Annotated in this window: 17 protein-coding genes; all 17 read right to left on the bottom strand. The window is 62.9% G+C overall.

Annotated elements, in window-relative coordinates; genetic code table 11:
• Positions 1 to 69 precede the first annotated feature (69 nt).
• The 17 genes from proS to nuoF all read right to left on the bottom strand — a co-directional run bounded on the left by proS (position 70) and on the right by nuoF (position 17676).
• Positions 70 to 1398: a proline--tRNA ligase gene (gene proS / locus ACYG9V_RS23515; protein WP_023735912.1), complete on the bottom strand. Its 1329-nt coding sequence runs from the start codon at positions 1396 to 1398 to the stop codon at positions 70 to 72.
• Between the two features lie 730 nt (positions 1399 to 2128).
• Positions 2129 to 2413: a DUF1467 family protein gene (locus ACYG9V_RS23520; RefSeq protein ID WP_023698332.1), complete on the bottom strand. Its 285-nt coding sequence runs from the start codon at positions 2411 to 2413 to the stop codon at positions 2129 to 2131.
• Positions 2410 to 2814 (bottom strand): methylmalonyl-CoA epimerase, encoded by a 405-nt coding sequence (gene mce / locus ACYG9V_RS23525; protein WP_023727689.1) that lies wholly within the window; start codon positions 2812 to 2814, stop codon positions 2410 to 2412. The genes ACYG9V_RS23520 and mce overlap by 4 nt, the downstream gene beginning before the upstream one ends.
• A 97-nt stretch (positions 2815 to 2911) precedes the next feature.
• Positions 2912 to 4585 (bottom strand): ribonuclease J, encoded by a 1674-nt coding sequence (locus ACYG9V_RS23530; protein ID WP_023670805.1) that lies wholly within the window; start codon positions 4583 to 4585, stop codon positions 2912 to 2914.
• Positions 4586 to 4618: 33 nt separating this feature from the next.
• The gene (locus ACYG9V_RS23535; RefSeq protein ID WP_023709242.1) at positions 4619 to 5440 is read right to left on the bottom strand and encodes a biotin--[acetyl-CoA-carboxylase] ligase; all 822 of its coding nucleotides are present in this window, start codon (positions 5438 to 5440) and stop codon (positions 4619 to 4621) included.
• Between the two features lie 4 nt (positions 5441 to 5444).
• Positions 5445 to 6881 (bottom strand): NADH-quinone oxidoreductase subunit NuoN, encoded by a 1437-nt coding sequence (gene nuoN, locus ACYG9V_RS23540; protein WP_023706136.1) that lies wholly within the window; start codon positions 6879 to 6881, stop codon positions 5445 to 5447.
• A gap of 18 nt (positions 6882 to 6899) precedes the next feature.
• On the bottom strand, positions 6900 to 8405 hold the full coding sequence (locus ACYG9V_RS23545; RefSeq protein WP_023670808.1) for an NADH-quinone oxidoreductase subunit M: 1506 nt from the start codon (positions 8403 to 8405) through the stop codon (positions 6900 to 6902).
• A complete protein-coding gene (gene nuoL / locus ACYG9V_RS23550; RefSeq protein WP_352762419.1) occupies positions 8405 to 10378 on the bottom strand; it encodes an NADH-quinone oxidoreductase subunit L in 1974 nt (657 codons plus the stop codon). Before nuoL ends, ACYG9V_RS23545 begins: the two co-directional genes overlap by 1 nt.
• 10 nt (positions 10379 to 10388) lie before the next feature.
• Positions 10389 to 10697 carry an NADH-quinone oxidoreductase subunit NuoK gene (nuoK, locus tag ACYG9V_RS23555; RefSeq protein ID WP_023670810.1) on the bottom strand — a complete coding sequence of 103 codons (309 nt, stop codon included), beginning with the start codon at positions 10695 to 10697 and terminating at the stop codon, positions 10389 to 10391.
• Between the two features lies 1 nt (position 10698).
• The gene (locus tag ACYG9V_RS23560; protein WP_023690957.1) at positions 10699 to 11319 is read right to left on the bottom strand and encodes an NADH-quinone oxidoreductase subunit J; all 621 of its coding nucleotides are present in this window, start codon (positions 11317 to 11319) and stop codon (positions 10699 to 10701) included.
• A gap of 122 nt (positions 11320 to 11441) precedes the next feature.
• The gene (gene nuoI, locus ACYG9V_RS23565; protein ID WP_023805493.1) at positions 11442 to 11933 is read right to left on the bottom strand and encodes an NADH-quinone oxidoreductase subunit NuoI; all 492 of its coding nucleotides are present in this window, start codon (positions 11931 to 11933) and stop codon (positions 11442 to 11444) included.
• Complete coding sequence (locus ACYG9V_RS23570; RefSeq protein WP_023670814.1) at positions 11930 to 12187, bottom strand: hypothetical protein; 258 nt, start codon at positions 12185 to 12187, stop codon at positions 11930 to 11932. The genes nuoI and ACYG9V_RS23570 overlap by 4 nt, the downstream gene beginning before the upstream one ends.
• The gene (gene nuoH, locus ACYG9V_RS23575) at positions 12187 to 13230 is read right to left on the bottom strand and encodes an NADH-quinone oxidoreductase subunit NuoH (RefSeq protein WP_023670815.1); all 1044 of its coding nucleotides are present in this window, start codon (positions 13228 to 13230) and stop codon (positions 12187 to 12189) included. Before nuoH ends, ACYG9V_RS23570 begins: the two co-directional genes overlap by 1 nt.
• 2 nt (positions 13231 to 13232) lie before the next feature.
• The gene (gene nuoG / locus ACYG9V_RS23580; protein WP_352765458.1) at positions 13233 to 15314 is read right to left on the bottom strand and encodes an NADH-quinone oxidoreductase subunit NuoG; all 2082 of its coding nucleotides are present in this window, start codon (positions 15312 to 15314) and stop codon (positions 13233 to 13235) included.
• Positions 15314 to 15595, bottom strand: coding sequence for a pentapeptide repeat-containing protein (locus tag ACYG9V_RS23585; protein ID WP_023685200.1), 282 nt, complete (start codon positions 15593 to 15595; stop codon positions 15314 to 15316). The genes nuoG and ACYG9V_RS23585 overlap by 1 nt, the downstream gene beginning before the upstream one ends.
• An 11-nt stretch (positions 15596 to 15606) precedes the next feature.
• Positions 15607 to 16299 (bottom strand): NADH-ubiquinone dehydrogenase, encoded by a 693-nt coding sequence (locus ACYG9V_RS23590; RefSeq protein ID WP_352765460.1) that lies wholly within the window; start codon positions 16297 to 16299, stop codon positions 15607 to 15609.
• Between the two features lie 72 nt (positions 16300 to 16371).
• On the bottom strand, positions 16372 to 17676 hold the full coding sequence (nuoF, locus tag ACYG9V_RS23595; RefSeq protein ID WP_023670819.1) for an NADH-quinone oxidoreductase subunit NuoF: 1305 nt from the start codon (positions 17674 to 17676) through the stop codon (positions 16372 to 16374).

The following is a 17676-nucleotide window of genomic DNA, read 5'->3' on the forward strand; positions in this document are numbered from 1 at the left end:
GAGATTTGGCGACCGGAGACTTGCCAACCGGAGACTGGGCTACCGAAGACTTCGCTGCCGCGGCTTCGCTCATGCGGTTGCACCGAAGCGTTTCCTGGCCTCCGCGACCGGCAGCGTCTCGCGCTCGCCGGTCCGGCGGTTCTTGATCTCGATCTCGCCGGCGGCCACGCCGCGCGGCCCGACGATCACCTGCCAGGGCAGGCCGATCAGGTCGGCGGTGGCGAACTTGCCGCCCGGCCGCTGGTCGGTGTCGTCGTAAAGCACATCCTTGCCGGCGCCGGTGAAGGCGGCGTAGAGCTCGCCGCAGACGCGGTCGCACTCGGCGTCGCCGGCCTTCATGTTGATCAGGCCGATGTCGAACGGCGTCACCGCTTCCGGCCAGATGATGCCGTTATCGTCATGGCTGGCCTCGATGATCGCCGCCACCAGCCGCGACGGACCGATACCATAGGAGCCGCCGGAAACGAAATGATCCTTGCCGTCGGGCCCGGTCACCTTGGCGCCCATGGGCTTGGAATATTTGTCGCCGAAATGGAAGATGTGGCCGACCTCGATGCCGCGTGCCGAGACCCGGTCGGCTTCGCCAAGCTTGTCCCAGGCCGCCTCGTCATGCATCTCGTCGGTGGCGGCGTAAGGCGTCGTCCACGTTTTGACGATGTCGGCGATCTCGCCGTCATTGCCGAAGTCGGTTTTCTCGCCGGGCACCTGGAGCGACAGATATTCGCGGTCGCAATAGACCTGGCTCTCGCCGGTGTCGGCCAGGATGATGAATTCATGGCTGAGATCGCCGCCGATCGGCCCGGTGTCGGCCCGCATCGGAATGGCCTGCAGCCCCATGCGCGTGAACGTCCTGAGATAGGATACGAACATGCGGTTATAGGCGGCCTTCGCGCCCTCGAAATCGAGGTCGAAGGAATAGGCATCCTTCATCAGGAATTCGCGCGAGCGCATAACGCCGAAGCGCGGCCGCACCTCGTCGCGGAACTTCCACTGGATGTGGTAGAGGTTTAGCGGCAAGTCCTTGTAGGACTTGACGTAGGCGCGCACGATCTCGGTGACCACTTCCTCATTGGTCGGACCGTAAAGCATGTCGCGGTCCTGCCGGTCCTTGATGCGCAGCATCTCCTTGCCGTAATCGTCATAGCGGCCGCTTTCGCGCCACAGATCGGCCGACTGGATGGTCGGCATCAGGATTTCCAGAGCGCCGGCGCGGTTCTGCTCCTCGCGGATGATGCGGCAGACCTTGTCCAGCACCAGCTTGCCCAGCGGCAGCCAGGAAAAGCTGCCCTGCCCCTGCTGGCGGATCATGCCGGCACGCAGCATCAGCCGGTGCGAGACGATCTCGGCCTCGCGCGGATTTTCTTTCAGGATGGGCAGGAAGAACTGCGACAAACGCATGGACAGGTCCGTGAGAGAGGAGGCTGCGCCGGAATCGGCGCGCCTGGCTTGCTTGCCCCGGCTTCATAGCTATTTCGTGACGGAATGGAAACCCGACCGGCCGCATCGGCCGGAAATCGCAAAAATCGATTCTTCTTCCAAAGACCTTCGCACCGAAAACGATAATGCTTTTGATACAAAATGATGACCTGACTCCGAAGTGCTCACACACGCTTTGCGCGTCCGGGCGACGCGGCACACCTGACCAGATTAAGGCGGCAGCCCCGGTGTTGTTCGTTTCGCAAGCAAAGCCTGCCGCACTATTGTGCACTGCAGCACAGATTGCCCGATTGCGGGCAAAATTCTGCGTGACAATTTCATCAGGGTTAGGCTAGTGTGCCCCGATAACCGAGAGGGTGGAGAAAAATCTGCTCTCCTACGCGGTCAAAGTCTTGGGAGGATGCGATCTAGGCGCGGTTACCCGCTGCCGCCGGAAACCGGAAAACAGATCGGAACGCGTTTAAATTGCAAGGCCTTGTGCCTTGCATTTTTTTTGCCCGATCATCTGGTTAGATCAACCTGTTCCCAAATCACGTGAGCTTGCGTCAGCCTGATGCCCAGTCGTGATTCTAATACGGGTGGGCCATGCCTGGCCGCCTATTGCGCATCGCAGGCTGGTGAGACAAAACCTGAGTTTGGCGCTTCGAAAACAGGCACGAACACCCCACCCGATCTGTCGGCGGGAAAGTGGTTAGTTAGCCGGTGCCCGGCTGGCTTCGGGGATGATGTGCGGGACTTCGTCGAGGCTGTAGCCCAGCCCGTGCGTCAGGCTGTAGAAAACCCCCATGACGACAGCCGTGACGATGGTGGTGCGGATCACGGCGCGCAGCATATGCGGTCCGCGCGGCGCGCTCGCAACCGTGCCCAGCGTCACGTCCTGGTCGTCATCCTGCGTCTTGACGCTGAACGGCAGCACGATGAACAGCATCAGCCACCAGGTGATGAAGAACAGGGCGGCAAACGAAATCCAGCTCATGCCTGCTCCAGTTCGACCAGCGTGCCGAAGAAATCCTTGGGATGCAGGAACAGCACCGGCTTGCCGTGGGCGCCGGTTTTGGGATTGCCGTCGCCCAGCACGCGGGCGCCGCTCGCTTTGAGGTGATCGCGCGCGGCAAGGATGTCGTCGACCTCGTAGCAGACATGATGCATGCCACCCGAGGGGTTCTTCGCCAGAAAGGCCGCGATCGGCGACCGTTCGCCCAGCGGCTCCAGGAGTTCGATCTTGGTGTTGCCGACATCGACGAACACCACGGTAACGCCATGCTCGGGCAGCGCTTGCGGCGCGGTGACCTTCGCGCCAAGCGTATCGCGATAGGCCGCAATCGCCGCGGCCAGGTCCGGCACGGCAAGCGCTACATGGTTCAGGCGTCCGAGCATGAAGTGCTCCACAAGTTAAGAGAGTAGGGAATGGGCAGTAGGCAGTAGTGATACATCTGCATTTTTTTCCACTGCCTACCGCCTACTGCCTATTCCCTCACCTCGTCACAAACACCGTCACCAGCGGCTTCTTGCCCCAGGCCTCGTTGGCGGCGCCGCGCACGGCGCGGCGCACCGCTTCCTGCACCAGGTCGAGGTCCTTGCGGCGCTGGCGAGGGATCGAGTCGACCGCGCCGACGGCCGCGTCGAGCATCAGATCTTCCATGTTTTCGCCACGGGCATCGGCCTCGGCGACGCCGATGGCGACCAGGTCGGGATCGCCGGCGAGCTCATATTTGTCGTCGAGCACGACATTGACCGCGACATGGCCGGCAAAGGATAGCTTGCGCCGGTCGCGTATGCCCATCGCCTGGTCGGTGCCGATCAGCCTGCCGTCCTTGTAGATGCGGCCGAACGGCACCTGGTCGATGATCGTGGCCGGACCCGGCGCCAGCCGCAGCATGTCGCCGTCGCGCACCTGCGCCACCTGGCCGATGCCGGAGGTCGACATCAGCGACCCCTGCGCCACCAGATGCGCGGCTTCGCCATGCACGGGAACGCCGATCTGCGGCCGCACCCACTCATACATCCTGCGCAATTCGCTGCGGCGGGGATGGCCGGAGACATGCACAAGCGCGTCGCCATCCTCGATGATCTTGATGCCGAGGTCGATGAGGCGGTTCTTGATCTCGAGGATCGCCTTCTCGTTGCCGGGAATGGTGCGTGAGGAAAACACCACCGTGTCGCCGGCCGTCAGCGACACCGATTTCATCTCGTCGCGCGACAGTTTTGCCAGCGCTGCGAGCGCCTCGCCCTGGCTGCCGGTGCAGATGATGACCAGGTTCTCGCGCGGGATGAAGCCGAAATCCTCTTCGGCGATGAACTCCGGCAGCCCGTCCATGTAGCCGAGCTCGCCGGCGACATCGATGACCCGCCTCAGCGAGCGGCCGAGCACCAGGCACTGGCGGCCGGCATCGCGCGCCGCCTTGGCGATCGAAACGATGCGTCCGACATTGGAGGAGAAGGTGGTGACGGCGACACGGCCGACGGCGCTCTGGATGACGCCCCTGAGGCCTTCGCCCACCGCCACTTCCGACGGCGATTCGCCTTCGCGCAGCGCATTGGTCGAATCGCAGACCAGCGCCAGCACACCCTTGTCGCCATAGGCGCGAAACCGCGCCTCGTCGGTTTTCGGACCGATCGTCGGTTCCGGATCGATCTTCCAGTCGCCGGTATGGATGACGGTGCCGGCCGGCGAGGTGATCGCCAGCGACATCGGCTCGGGGATCGAGTGCGCCACCGGAATGGCCTCGATCGAGAACGGGCCGACAGTGAATGTTTCGCCTGCCCGGTAGATCGTCACCGGAATTTTCTTCGGCGCGCCCTGCTCGCCCTGGCGCTTGGCGTCCAGCAGTCCGGCGCTGAACGGTGTCATCCACACCGGCGCCTTCAGCTTCGGCCAGATGTCGAGCAGCGCCCCGTAATGGTCTTCATGCGCGTGGGTGATGATGATGCCGCGCAGGCCGGCGAGGTTCTCCTCGATGAAGCGCGTATCGGGCAGGATCAGGTCGACGCCAGGATGCGCCGCATCGGGAAAAGTCACGCCGACATCGACGACGATCCACTCGCGCGCGCTAGGCGGCCCATAGCCGTAAAGGGCGAAGTTCATGCCGATCTCGCCGACGCCGCCGAGCGGCACGAAGACGAGTTCGGCGTTTTGCGCTTTCGCCATCAATTTTCCCTTCTCGGCCCTTGCGGCCAGCCCCTAAATCTTTGCCGACGCGACGGCGCCGAAATGCACGTCGCCGGCGGCTACCGTCACGACCGACCCCTCATCATCGCGGATCACGAAACGGCAGTCCGCGTCAATGGTTTCGAAGGTACCGCGCACCACATTCCCGTCAATCCTGACAGCAACCTCGCCGCCAAGCCCCGCCGCGCGCGATAGCCAGCGACGCCGGATGGCGTCGAGCCCGCGTCCGTCATCCCACAGCCGGGCATTGTCGGTCCAGGCATCAGACAGCGCCAAGAACAGCGTTTCGGCGTCGCATGTCGCGCCCAGCGCCTGAAGCGATGTCGCCGGATACGGCAAATCCGGCGGATGCGCCACCACATTGACGCCGATGCCCACCGCCACCGCGAAACGGCCGCCATCGAGAATGGCCGATTCCAGCAGGATGCCGGCCAGCTTGGCGCCGGAGGCCAGCACATCGTTCGGCCATTTCAGCTCGAAGCGATTCTGCCCCTGGCTGGCGCCGTCGAGGCCGATAGCGATCCTGCCCTTCGGCACCACGGCGTCGAGCGCATCGGCCAGCGACAGGCCGGCGACGAAGCCCAGCGTCGCCGCCAGACGCAACTCACCGCCGGTGATGACCAGCAATGTCGCCGCCAGATTGCCCTCGGGCGATACCCAGGCCCTGCCGCGGCGGCCACGGCCGCTTTCCTGCTTCTTGGAAACGACCCACAATTTGCCGGGATCGCCTGCCCTTGCATGGTCCAGCGCCAGCGTGTTGGTGGAACCCACGCTGTCATGGGCCTCGAGCCGGAACCCTTCCGTCTCAGAGGTCGGAGCCAGCCGAAATGCCATCCGTTCAGAAAAATGTCTTGGCGGCGGCTTCGGCGTAGGTCGCGATCGGCCCGCCGATCAGCACATAGAACAGCACGAAAGCGCCGGAGACACCAAGCACGAGGCGCAGCTCAACCGCCATCGGCACGAAGCCGCCGGCCGGTTCGTCGAACCACATGATCTTGATGATCCGCAGATAGTAGAAAGCGCCCACCACAGAGGCCAGCACGCCGATGATCGCCAGCGCATAGAGATTGGCGTTGATGGCGGCGAGGAACACGTACCATTTCCCCCAGAAACCGGCGAGCGGCGGGATGCCGGCCAGCGAGAACATCAGGATGGTCAGGATCGTCGCCATGATCGGGTTGGTCGACGACAGACCGGCGAGATCGCTGATCTGCTCGACATTGCCTTCCTTGCGCCGCATGGCGAGGATGAAGGCGAAGGTGCCGAGCGTCATGACGAGATAGATCAGCATGTAGATGGCGACGCCGCGCACGCCGGCCTGGCTGTTGGCGGCTAGGCCGACCAGCGCGTAGCCCATATGGCCGATCGAGGAGTACGCCATCAGCCGCTTGATGTTGGTTTGGCCGATCGCGGCGAAGGAGCCGAGCGCCATCGAGGCGATCGAGATGAAGACGATGATCTGCTGCCAGTCGGAAGCGATCGGCTTGAAGGCGCCCATGGTGACGCGCACGATCAGCGCCATTGCCGCCATTTTGGGGGCAGCCGCCAGGAAGGCGGTGACCGGCGTCGGCGCGCCCTCGTAGACATCGGGCGTCCACATGTGGAACGGCACCGCGGAAATCTTGAAGGCAAGGCCGGCCAAAACGAAAACCAGGCCGACGACGAGGCCGAGCTGGCGCTCACCGCTGCCAAGCGCCGAGGCGATTTCCTGGAAGCCGACATTGCCAGTGTAGCCGTAAATGAGGCTGATGCCGTAAAGCAGCATGCCCGACGACAGCGCGCCCAGCACAAAATACTTCAAACCGGCCTCGGTCGAACGCAGATTGTCGCGATTGATCGCCGCCAGCACGTAAATCGCCAGCGACTGCAGTTCGAGGCCGAGATAGAGCCCGATCATGCCGTTGGCCGAGATCATCAGCATCATGCCGAGCGTGCACAACAGGATCAGCACCGGGTATTCGAACTTGTCGAAATGCTCCTGCCTGGCGAAGCGCATCGACATCACCAGCGTCACCGCCGAACCGATCAGCGACAGCACCTTCATGAAGCGGGAGAACGGATCCTGGATGAAGGCGTTGCCATAGGCTGCGCCCTGCCCCGTGGGAAAGATCAGCCATAGGCCTGCGATCACCAGCACGGCGACGGCAAGGACAGTCACCAGAATGGCAGTGTTGGCGCGCGAATAGGCGCCGACCATCAACAGCGCCAGCGCGCCGATGGCGAGGATCAGCTCCGGCGTCGAGAGCGAAAGGCTGGAATAAAGGTCCGGCGTCATGGTTCGCAAAACCTCTGGTCAGTTCGCCGCCGCGGTCTGCGCGGCGCCGATGGATGCGGTGACATTGGTGACGAGCGCCTTGACCGACTGGGCCGTGGCATCGAAGACGGGAGCGGGATAAACGCCGAAGAAGATGACCAGCACGACCAGCGGGTAGATGATTGCCTTCTCGCGCGTCGACAGATCGAGCAGGCCCTTCAGGCTTTCCTTGGTCAGCGCGCCGAAGATGACCCGGCGGTAGAGCCAGAGCGCGTAGGCCGCCGACAGGATGACGCCGGTGGCGGCGAAGAAAGCCACCCAGGTGTTGACCCGGAACACGCCGAGCATGGTCAGGAACTCGCCGACGAAGCCTGACGTGCCGGGCAAGCCGACATTGGCCATGGTGAAGATCAGGAACACGGTTGCGTATTTCGGCATGTTGTTGACCAAGCCGCCATAGGCGTCGATCTCTCGCGTGTGCATGCGGTCGTAAATGACGCCGACGCACAGGAACAGTGCGCCCGAGACGAGGCCGTGGCTCAGCATCTGGAAGATCGCGCCCTGCACGCCTTCCTGGTTCATGGCGAAGATGCCCATGGTGACGAAGCCCATATGGGCGACGGAGGAATAGGCGATCAGCTTCTTCATGTCCTCCTGCATCAGCGCCACCAGCGAGGTGTAGATGATGGCGACGACCGACAGCGTGAACACCAGCGGTGCGAACATTTCCGACGCCAGCGGGAACATCGGCAGGGAGAAGCGCAGGAAGCCGTACCCGCCCATTTTCAACAGTATGCCCGCCAGGATCACCGAGCCCGCCGTCGGCGCTTCGACATGCGCATCGGGCAGCCAGGTGTGCACCGGCCACATTGGCATCTTCACCGCGAAGGAGGCGAAGAAGGCTAGAAATAGCCATGTCTGCATGTGGGCCGGGAAGTTGTGGGTCAGCAGCGTCGGGATGTCGGTGGTGCCCGCCTGGAAGAACATCGCCATGATGGCGAGCAGCATCAGCACCGAGCCGGCGAGCGTATAGAGGAAGAACTTGAACGAGGCGTAGACGCGGCGCTTGCCGCCCCAGACGCCGATGATGATGAACATCGGAATCAGGCCGGCCTCGAAGAAGACGTAGAACAGCACGATGTCGAGCGCGCAGAACACGCCGATCATCAGCGTTTCCAAGAGCAGGAAGGCAATCATGTAGGCCTTGACGCGCTTGTCGATCGCTTCCCACGACGCCAGGATGCAGAGCGGCATGAGGAACGTCGTCAGGATGACGAACAGCATCGAAATGCCGTCGACGCCCATATGGTAGGAGATGCCGGAATCCAACCAGGCAAACTTCTCGACGAACTGGAAGCCGGCTTGCGAATTGTCGAAGCCGGTCCAGATGAACAGCGAGATGATGAAGGTGGCCGCTGTCGTCGTGAACGCGATGGCGCGGATGTTGCGACGCGCATTCGGGCTGTCATCCCTGATGAACAGGATCAGCAGCACACCTACAAGCGGCAGGAAGGTGACCAGCGAGAGGATTGGCCAGGCGGTCATCAGAGCATCATCCAGGTGACGAGTGCGGCCACGCCGATCAGCATGGCGAAGGCATAGTGATAGAGATAGCCGGTCTGTAGCTTGACGACGCGGTCGGTGACGTCGACGACACGCGCCGAAATGCCGTCAGGGCCGAGCCCGTCGATGATGGTGCCGTCGCCGGTCTTCCACAAGAACCTGCCCAGCGCCTTTGCCGGCCGCACGAACAGGACGTCGTAGAGCTCGTCAAAGTACCATTTGTTGAGCAGGAAGGCATACAGCAGCCGATGGTTGGCGGCGACGCTCCGGGGCAGTTCCGGCGAGCGGATGTAGAACTTCCAGGCGACGGCAAAGCCGATGATCATGGCGACGAACGGTGCCAGCTCGACCCACAGCGGCAATTCGTGGATATCGTGCAGGATGTGGTTGTCCGGCAGCGTGAACAGCGAGGCCTTCCAGAATTCGGTATAGCCTTCGCCGATGAAGGCACCATGGAAGATAACGCCGGCAAACAGCGCGCCCGCGGCCAGGATGAACAGCGGCACCAGCATCACCGGCGGCGATTCATGGACATGGTGCATGACGTCGTGGCTCGCCCGCGGCTCGCCATGGAAGGTCATGAAGATCAGCCGCCAGGAGTAGAAGGAGGTGAAGCAGGCGGCGATGACCAGCAGGACAAAAGCGAGGCCAGCGACCGAATTGTGGCCGGCAAAGGCAGCCTCGATGATGGCATCCTTGGAGAAGAAGCCGGCGGTGCCGATGACGGTCACCGGAATGCCGACGCCGGTCAGCGCCAGCGTGCCGATCACCATCATCCAGTAGGTCTTCGGAATGAGCTTCCGCAGGCCGCCCATCTTGCGCATGTCCTGCTCGTCGGAGACGGCATGGATGACCGAGCCGGAGCCCAGGAACAGCAGCGCCTTGAAGAAGGCGTGCGTGAACAGATGGAAGATCGCCGCGCCATAGGCGCCGACGCCGAGCGCGACGAACATGTAGCCGAGCTGCGAACAGGTCGAATAGGCGATGACGCGCTTGATGTCGTTCTGGACCAGGCCGACGGTCGCCGCGAAGAAGGCGGTGAAGGCGCCGATGAAGGTCACCACGGTCAGCGCCGAATGCGACAGTTCGAACAGCGGCGACAGCCGCGCCAGCATGAACACGCCGGCCGTGACCATGGTGGCGGCATGGATCAGCGCGGAAACCGGGGTCGGGCCCTCCATCGCGTCCGGCAGCCAGGTGTGCAGCGGCACCTGCGCCGACTTGCCCATGGCGCCCATGAACAGCAGCAGGCAGACGATGGTCATGGCTGCCTGCTTGTCCAGCGCGTAGCCGAGGAAGGTCAGCACGGCCGCGCCTTGTGGGGCGCCTTCAGCCGGAATGAACGTCGCGGCATTGGCGAAGATGGTGCCGAGATTGACCGAGCCGAACAAAACGAAGACGCCGAAAATGCCGAGCGCGAAGCCAAAATCGCCGACGCGGTTGACGACGAAGGCCTTGATGGCAGCAGCATTGGCCGACGGCCTCTTGTACCAGAAGCCGATCAGCAAATAGGAGGCGAGACCCACCCCTTCCCAGCCGAAGAACATCTGCACGAGGTTGTCCGCCGTCACCAGCATCAGCATGGCGAAGGTGAACAACGACAGATAGGCGAAGAAGCGCGGCCGGTTCGGATCGTGGTGCATGTAGCCGATCGAATAGATGTGGACCAGCGCCGACACCGTGTTGACCACCACCAGCATGACCACCGTCAGCGTATCGATCCTGAGCGCCCAGGACGCGTCCAAGCCGCCGGATTGGATCCAGCGCAGTACCGGCACGGTGAACACCTCGCCTTCGCCGAAGCCGACGGAGAAGAAGGCGACCCAGGACAGCACGGCCGAGATCACCAGGAAGCCTGAGGTGATATATTCCGATGCCTTGGCGCCGAGCGCATTGCCGAACAGGCCGACAATCAGGAAGCCGAGCAGCGGAAGGAAGACGATCGCTTGATACATGTTAGCCCCGTCAACCCTTCATCTGGTTCACGTCTTCGACCGCGATCGAGCCGCGGTTGCGGAAGAAGACGACGAGAATGGCAAGACCGATGGCCGCTTCGGCGGCCGCGACCGTCAGCACGAACAGGGCAAACACCTGGCCGACGAGATCGCCCAATGCCGCCGAGAAGGCGACGAAATTGATGTTGACCGCCAAAAGGATCAGCTCGATCGACATCAGGATGACGATGATGTTCCTGCGGTTCAGGAAGATGCCGAACACGCCGAGCGTGAACAGGATCGCCGATACGGTCAGGTAATGTGCGATGCCGACGACCATCTCAGAGCCCCTCGCCCGACTTGACCTTGCGGATTTCCATGCCTGTCGCCGGCGTGCGGCCGACCTGGGCGGCGATCGACTGCCGCTTGACCCCTTCCTTGTGGCGCAGCGTCAGCACGATGGCGCCAATCATGGCGACCAGCAGGATGAGGCCCGAAATCTGGAAGTAGTAGAGGTAGTCCGTATAGAGGATGTCGCCGAGTGCTGCGGTGTTTGTCCGCGCGGCAAGATCCGGGATGGGTTTGGAGACCGTCGAGGCCAGTTGCGGCGCGAAGGTGTAGCCGCCGAGCACCACGATCAGCTCGGCCGCCAGGATCAGCCCGACGAGCGCGCCGATCGGGGCATATTGCAGGGCGCCTTCCTTCATCTCGGCGAAGTCGACATCGAGCATCATGACGACGAACAGGAACAGCACCATGACCGCGCCGACATAGACGACGAGCAGGATCATCGCCAGGAACTCGGCGCCGGTCAGCATGAACAGGCCGGCGGCGTTAAAGAAGGTCAGGATCAGGAACAGCACGGAATGCACGGGGTTGCGCGACGAAATGACCATGAAGGCCGACGCCACCGCGACAAAGGCGAAGAGGTAGAAAAAGGCCGCCTCTAGTCCACTCAGCATTGGGGATCCCCCGGGTTCCTGTCCAAACAGGACATCCGTCCTGTTTGATTCTGCGACCGCCTCCGGCCGGCAAGTTGCGTTGTCCTTAGACGAGGGCCCTCGCCCCGTCCATGCGTCAAATGTCAGCGGTAAGGCGAGTCCAGCGAGATGTTGCGCGCCAGTTCGCGCTCCCAGCGGTCGCCATTCGCCAGCAGCCTGTCCTTGTCGTAGTAAAGCTCTTCGCGCGTCTCCGTCGCGAACTCGAAATTCGGCCCCTCGACGATGGCGTCGACCGGGCAGGCTTCCTGGCAGAAGCCGCAATAGATGCACTTCACCATGTCGATGTCGTAGCGCACGGTGCGGCGCGTGCCGTCATTGCGGCGCGGGCCGGCCTCGATGGTGATCGCCTGCGCCGGACAGATCGCTTCGCACAATTTGCAGGCGATGCAGCGTTCCTCGCCATTGGGATAGCGGCGCAGCGCGTGCTCGCCACGGAAGCGCGGGCTGGTCGGCCCTTTCTCGTGCGGATAGTTGATCGTTTCCTTCGGCGCGAAGAACTGGCGCATCGACAGGAAGAAGGCGCTGACGAAATCCTGCAGCAGCAGCGATTTTGCGGCTTGAGCAAGCGCACTCATTCGGCACCCCCAAAAATCTGTATTGCAGCGATGGCGCCGACAAACCCAAACAAAACAGGCATCAGGAAACGGTAAGCAAGTGTCGTCAGAGCAGCCAATTTCTGCTTGTCCCAGCTAAACACCGGGGCTCGATAGTTTGCTGCCAACCTTTGTTCCTGTTGCCGCAAGACGTAAGGAAGCACGACCAGATTGCCGAACAACGCCACGACTACGCCGGCAACTGCTCCCAAAAAACCAAGGGTGAAATCGCCCATCACGCCATCCCCGTGATCTTGAGGAAGGCCGCGGTGGCAACGACCATGAACAGCGAGATCGGCAAAAATACTTTCCAGCCGAGCCGCATCAGCTGGTCGTATCGGTAGCGCGGCACGAAGGCCTTCACCATGGAGAACATGAAGAACATCAGGCAGATCTTGAGCACGAACCAGATCACGCCGGGCACCCAGGTGAAGGGGGCGAAGTCGAAGGGCGGCAGCCAGCCGCCGAGGAACAGGATGGTGGCCAGCGCGCACATCATCACCACGGCGACATATTCGCCGAGGAAGAACAACAGGAACGGCGTCGAGGAGTATTCGACCATGTGGCCGGCGACGAGTTCCGACTCGGCTTCCACCAGGTCGAAGGGCGGGCGGTTGGTCTCGGCCAGCGCCGAGATGAAGAAAATGACGAACATCGGGAACAGCGCCAGCCAGTGCCAGTCGAGGAAGCTGTTGGGCAGGCCAAGCTTGGTGCCCAGACCGTCCTGCTGCGACAGCACGATGTCCGACAGGTTGAGCGAGCCGACGCAGAGCAGCACGGTGACGATGACGAAGCCGATCGAGACTTCGTAGGAGACCATCTGCGCCGCCGAGCGCAGCGCGCCGAGGAACGGGTATTTCGAGTTGGACGCCCAGCCGCCCATGATCACGCCATAGACCTCGAGCGAGGAGATGGCGAAGACGTAGAGGATGCCGACATTGACGTTGGCGATCCCCCAGCCCGCATTGACGGGAATGACCGCCCAGGCTGAGATTGCCAGCACGGCCGACACCAGCGGCGCCAGCAGGAACACGCCCTTGTTGGCGCCGGACGGAATGACCGGTTCCTTGAAGACGAATTTCAGCAGATCGGCGAAAGCCTGCAGCGTGCCCCACGGGCCGACGACGTTCGGGCCGCGGCGCAATTGCACCGCCGCCCAGATCTTGCGGTCGGCGTAAAGCAGATAGGCGACCCCGATCAGCAAAACGACGATCAGCACGACCGACTTCAAAAGGATGATCAGCGTCGGCAGCACGTAGAAGGAGAAGAAGGTGTCCATGTCTACTCTGCCGCCTGCCTGAAGCCGTTTTTCGCCAGCGCCGAGCATTCCGCCATGACAGCGGAGGCCCGCGCGATCGGGTTGGTCAGATAGAAATCCGTGACCGGCGAGGTGAAAGTGCCCTTGTTCAGCCGCCCGCCGAGCTTCGCCACCTTGGCGACGTCATCGGCATTGCCGGCTTCGACATGATCGATGCGGGCGAGATGCGGGTATTCGCCATAGAGTTTGGCGCGCAACTGCTGCAGCGAATCGAAGGGTAGTTTCTTGCCCAGCACATCGGACAATGCCCTCAGGATCGCCCAGTCTTCGCGCGCGTCGCCCGGCGCGAAGCCCGCGCGGTTGGTCTGCTGCACGCGTCCCTCGGTGTTGACATAGGTGCCGGACTTTTCGGTGTAAGCGGCTCCCGGCAGGATGACATTGGCGCGGTGCGCACCGGCGTCGCCATGCGTGCCGACATAGACGACGAAGGCGCCGCCGGTCTTGGACATGTCGACCTCGTCGGCGCCGAGCAGGAACAGAACCTCGCTCTCACCCAGCATGCCGGCAACGTTCTTGCCGCCCTTGCCAGGCACGAAGCCGACATCGAGGCCGCCGACGCGCGCGGCCGCAGTGTGCAGCACGGCAAAGCCGTTCCAGTCGGCGCGGGCAGCGTTGACGGCGGTGGCGAGTTTCGCCGCCTGGCCGAGCACCGCCGCGCCGTCGGCACGCGACAGCGCGCCCTGGCCGACGATGATCAGCGGATGCGTCGCCTTCTTCAGCACCTGGAAGAACTTCCCGTTGCCGTCGGCCAGGTCTTTCAGCGACTCCGGGCCGGCGCCGAGCTGTTCGTAGTCGTAACGCGTGTCGCCGACCTCGCCGATGACGCCGACCGGCAGATTGCCGATCCGCCAGCGCTTGCGGATGCGGGCATTGAGCACCGAGGCCTCGAAGCGCGGATTGGCGCCAATGATCAGCACCGCGTCGGCCTGCTCGATGCCCTCGATGGTGGGGTTGAAGATGTAGCTGGCGCGGCCGAGCGCGGGATCGAGTGCGGCGCCGTCCTGGCGGCAATCGGTGTTCTTCGAGCCCAACGCAGCCATAAGCTGCTTCAGCGCGTAGATTTCCTCGACGGCGGCAAGATCGCCCGCAATCGCGCCGATTTTCTGGGGCGCAGCACTCGACACCGCATCCCTGATCGCAACGAACGCTTCGGCCCAGCTGGCCGGCGCCAACTTTCCGTCCTTGCGGACATAGGGGCGGTCGAGGCGCTGCGTGCGCAATCCGTCCCAGATGAAGCGGGTCTTGTCGGAAATCCACTCCTCGTTCACCGCTTCATTGACGCGCGGCAGGATGCGCATCACCTCGCGGCCACGGCTGTCGACGCGGATTGCCGAGCCGACGGCGTCCATGACGTCGATGGATTCTGTCTTGGTCAGCTCCCACGGCCGCGCCTGGAAGGCGAACGGCTTCGAGGTCAGCGCGCCGACCGGGCAGAGGTCGATAACATTGCCCTGCAGCTCCGAGGTCATGGCGCTTTCGAGATAGGTGGTGATCTCGGCATCCTCGCCGCGGCCGATCAGGCCAAGCTCGGAAATGCCTGCAACTTCCGTGGTGAAGCGAACGCAGCGCGTGCAGTGGATGCAGCGGTTCATAACCGTCTTGACCAATGGGCCGATATACTTGTCTTCGACCGCGCGCTTGTTCTCGTGATAGCGCGAGGAATCGACGCCGAAGGCCATCGCCTGGTCCTGCAGGTCGCATTCGCCGCCCTGGTCGCAGATCGGGCAATCCAGCGGATGGTTGATCAAAAGGAATTCCATCACGCCTTCGCGGGCCTTCTTGACCATCGGCGTGTTGGTGAAGATTTCAGGCGCCTCGCCATTCGGACCCGGACGCAGGTCGCGCACATTCATGGCGCAGGAGGCCTGCGGTTTGGGCGGCCCGCCCTTCACCTCGATCAGGCACATGCGGCAATTGCCGGCGATCGACAGCCGCTCATGGAAGCAGAAGCGCGGCACTTCCGCGCCGGCGTCCTCGGCCGCCTGCAGCAGCGTGTAGTGGTCGGGTACAGTGATCTCTTTCCCGTCGACCTTGAGCTTTGCCATCAATTGCCCCCGGCGGTCTGCGCCGTCTCATATGCCTGAAACAGATCGCTCAGCCTGATGCCATTGATCATCATGCCGGCGACTTCAGCGTTTTCTATCTTCAAATTGCTCATATTCACATTGCTGAAAAACGCGTTCGAGAGGTTCGCGTCGTCCACCACGGCCGCCGACAGGTCGACGTTGTGAAACTGCGTGTTCGACAAGTTCACATCGTCAAATCTGGAGTTGCTGACGATGGCATTGCGCACATCGAGAACATCGCTCCTGTCGTGGATCTCCATGCCTGCCACCCCTACTTCTTCGCCTTGGCAGCCAGCGTCAGCGCCGCGGCCTGGCGGGTCCACTCGTCGCGGCCGATGCGGCCGGTGAGCGACAGGTAGTCCTCGACCCAGGCGATCTCTTCCGGCGTCCACGCCGCGATCTGGGCAAAGGTCCAGATGCCGAGGCCGTTCAGCACCTTTTCCAGCTTCGGCCCAACGCCGGTGATCGCCTTGAGATCCGACGGCTTGGCCGGACGCGCCATGGCCTTGGGCTGTCTGAAATCCTCCGGCATCAATCCGATCGTCGCGCCTTCGGCGACGGCATCGGTCTTCTCCGGCTCGGCATCGACGGTGCGAGCGGCAATATCGGTCACATCCTGGGCAAAAGTCTGCGCCTCGGCGATCAGGGTTCTGGTCGCCGCGCGCGCCTTGGTGGCCGGCGCGGTCTCGGAGAACTCTTGGGTGCGCTGCTCGAAATCGTCGATGATCGGCTGGAAAATCCGCTGCGATGCCTCGGCAGCACCCGACAAGGCGCCGAGCCACACGCCAAATGCATGGTTGGCAAGGCCGAAGCCCAGCGCCGACATCGCGGCGGCACCAGCGACAGGATGCGCGAGAAGGTTGACGGCGCTGGCCATCTCCTTCGGCATCATCCTTGTCAAATCCTGGTTCATCTTCTCAAGCTGGTCCAAATTGGGCATCAAAGGGTTCGAATAGGGCGCCATAGACATCTCCTGGTCGTTTCTTCGTCAGCCCCGCCCCTATATTTCCGTCCGGGGCTTGCGCCCGATTTCAATCTACTCAGCAGCCACCATCACCGGTTCGGCCCGGTGCGCGTTGCGCGAAAACTCGTCGATGCGCCGCTCCACCTCGCCGCGGAAATGCCGCATCAGGCCCTGGATCGGCCATGCCGCGGCATCGCCCAGCGCGCAGATCGTATGACCCTCCACCTGTTTGGTGACGTCGAGCAGCATGTCGATCTCGCGCTTCTGCGCCTCGCCGCGCACCAGCCGCTCCATCACCCGCCACATCCAGCCGGTGCCTTCGCGGCATGGCGTGCACTGGCCGCAGCTCTCATGCTTGTAGAAATAGGAAAGCCTGGCGATCGCCTTCACGATATCGGTCGATTTGTCCATGACGATGACAGCCGCCGTGCCGAGGCCGGATTTCAGGTCGCGCAAAGCATCGAAATCCATCGGCGCATCGATGATCTGCTCGGCCGGCACCAGCGGCACCGAAGCGCCGCCCGGAATGACCGCCAGGAGATTGTCCCAGCCGCCGCGAATGCCGCCGCAATGGGTTTCGATCAGCTCGCGGAACGGGATCGACATCGCCTCTTCGACGGTGCACGGATTGTTGACGTGGCCCGAGATGCAAAACAGCTTGGTGCCGACATTGTTGGGCCGGCCGAAGGACGAGAACCAGGCCGCGCCGCGGCGCAAAATGGTCGGCGCCACCGCGATGGACTCGACATTGTTCACGGTTGTCGGACAACCGTACAAGCCGACATTGGCTGGGAATGGCGGCTTCAGCCGGGGCTGGCCCTTCTTGCCTTCGAGGCTTTCGAGCAGCGCTGTTTCCTCGCCGCAGATGTAGGCGCCGGCGCCGTGGTGCATGTAGATGTCGAAATCGTATCCGGACGTGTTGTTCTTGCCGATCAGCCTGGCCTCGTAGGCCTCGTCGATGGCGCGCTGCAGCGCTTCGCGCTCGCGGATGAACTCGCCGCGCACATAGATGTAGGCGGCGACCGCGCCCATGGCGAAGCCGGCGATGAACGAGCCCTCGACCAGCGTGTGCGGATCGTTGCGCAGGATATCGCGGTCCTTGCACGTGCCGGGCTCGGATTCGTCGGCGTTGACAACGAGATAGCTCGGCCTTCCGTCGCTCTGCTTGGGCATGAACGACCATTTCAGCCCGGTCGGGAAACCGGCGCCGCCACGGCCGCGCAGGCCTGACGCCTTCATCTCGTTGACGATCCACTCGCGCCCCTTGGCGATGATGCCTGGCGTGTTGTCCCAGGCGCCGCGCGCCATGGCGCCGGCCAGCGACTTATCGAACAGGCCGTAGATGTTGTTGAAGATGCGGTCTTTGTCAGCCAGCAT

This window comes from Mesorhizobium sp. W016, assembly GCF_054719485.1.

What these genes read in the sequence shown, in the direction of transcription:
- proS (WP_023735912.1), bottom strand. Translation starts at nt 1,398, where the DNA reads ATGCGTTTGTCGCAGTTCTTCCTGCCCATCCTGAAAGAAAATCCGCGC.
- ACYG9V_RS23520 (WP_023698332.1), bottom strand. Translation starts at nt 2,413, where the DNA reads ATGAGCTGGATTTCGTTTGCCGCCCTGTTCTTCATCACCTGGTGGCTG.
- mce (WP_023727689.1), bottom strand. Translation starts at nt 2,814, where the DNA reads ATGCTCGGACGCCTGAACCATGTAGCGCTTGCCGTGCCGGACCTGGCC.
- ACYG9V_RS23530 (WP_023670805.1), bottom strand. Translation starts at nt 4,585, where the DNA reads ATGGCGAAAGCGCAAAACGCCGAACTCGTCTTCGTGCCGCTCGGCGGC.
- ACYG9V_RS23535 (WP_023709242.1), bottom strand. Translation starts at nt 5,440, where the DNA reads ATGGCATTTCGGCTGGCTCCGACCTCTGAGACGGAAGGGTTCCGGCTC.
- nuoN (WP_023706136.1), bottom strand. Translation starts at nt 6,881, where the DNA reads ATGACGCCGGACCTTTATTCCAGCCTTTCGCTCTCGACGCCGGAGCTG.
- ACYG9V_RS23545 (WP_023670808.1), bottom strand. Translation starts at nt 8,405, where the DNA reads ATGACCGCCTGGCCAATCCTCTCGCTGGTCACCTTCCTGCCGCTTGTA.
- nuoL (WP_352762419.1), bottom strand. Translation starts at nt 10,378, where the DNA reads ATGTATCAAGCGATCGTCTTCCTTCCGCTGCTCGGCTTCCTGATTGTC.
- nuoK (WP_023670810.1), bottom strand. Translation starts at nt 10,697, where the DNA reads ATGGTCGTCGGCATCGCACATTACCTGACCGTATCGGCGATCCTGTTC.
- ACYG9V_RS23560 (WP_023690957.1), bottom strand. Translation starts at nt 11,319, where the DNA reads ATGCTGAGTGGACTAGAGGCGGCCTTTTTCTACCTCTTCGCCTTTGTC.
- nuoI (WP_023805493.1), bottom strand. Translation starts at nt 11,933, where the DNA reads ATGAGTGCGCTTGCTCAAGCCGCAAAATCGCTGCTGCTGCAGGATTTC.
- ACYG9V_RS23570 (WP_023670814.1), bottom strand. Translation starts at nt 12,187, where the DNA reads ATGGGCGATTTCACCCTTGGTTTTTTGGGAGCAGTTGCCGGCGTAGTC.
- nuoH (WP_023670815.1), bottom strand. Translation starts at nt 13,230, where the DNA reads ATGGACACCTTCTTCTCCTTCTACGTGCTGCCGACGCTGATCATCCTT.
- nuoG (WP_352765458.1), bottom strand. Translation starts at nt 15,314, where the DNA reads ATGGCAAAGCTCAAGGTCGACGGGAAAGAGATCACTGTACCCGACCAC.
- ACYG9V_RS23585 (WP_023685200.1), bottom strand. Translation starts at nt 15,595, where the DNA reads ATGGAGATCCACGACAGGAGCGATGTTCTCGATGTGCGCAATGCCATC.
- ACYG9V_RS23590 (WP_352765460.1), bottom strand. Translation starts at nt 16,299, where the DNA reads ATGGCGCCCTATTCGAACCCTTTGATGCCCAATTTGGACCAGCTTGAG.
- nuoF (WP_023670819.1), bottom strand. Translation starts at nt 17,676, where the DNA reads ATGCTGGCTGACAAAGACCGCATCTTCAACAACATCTACGGCCTGTTC.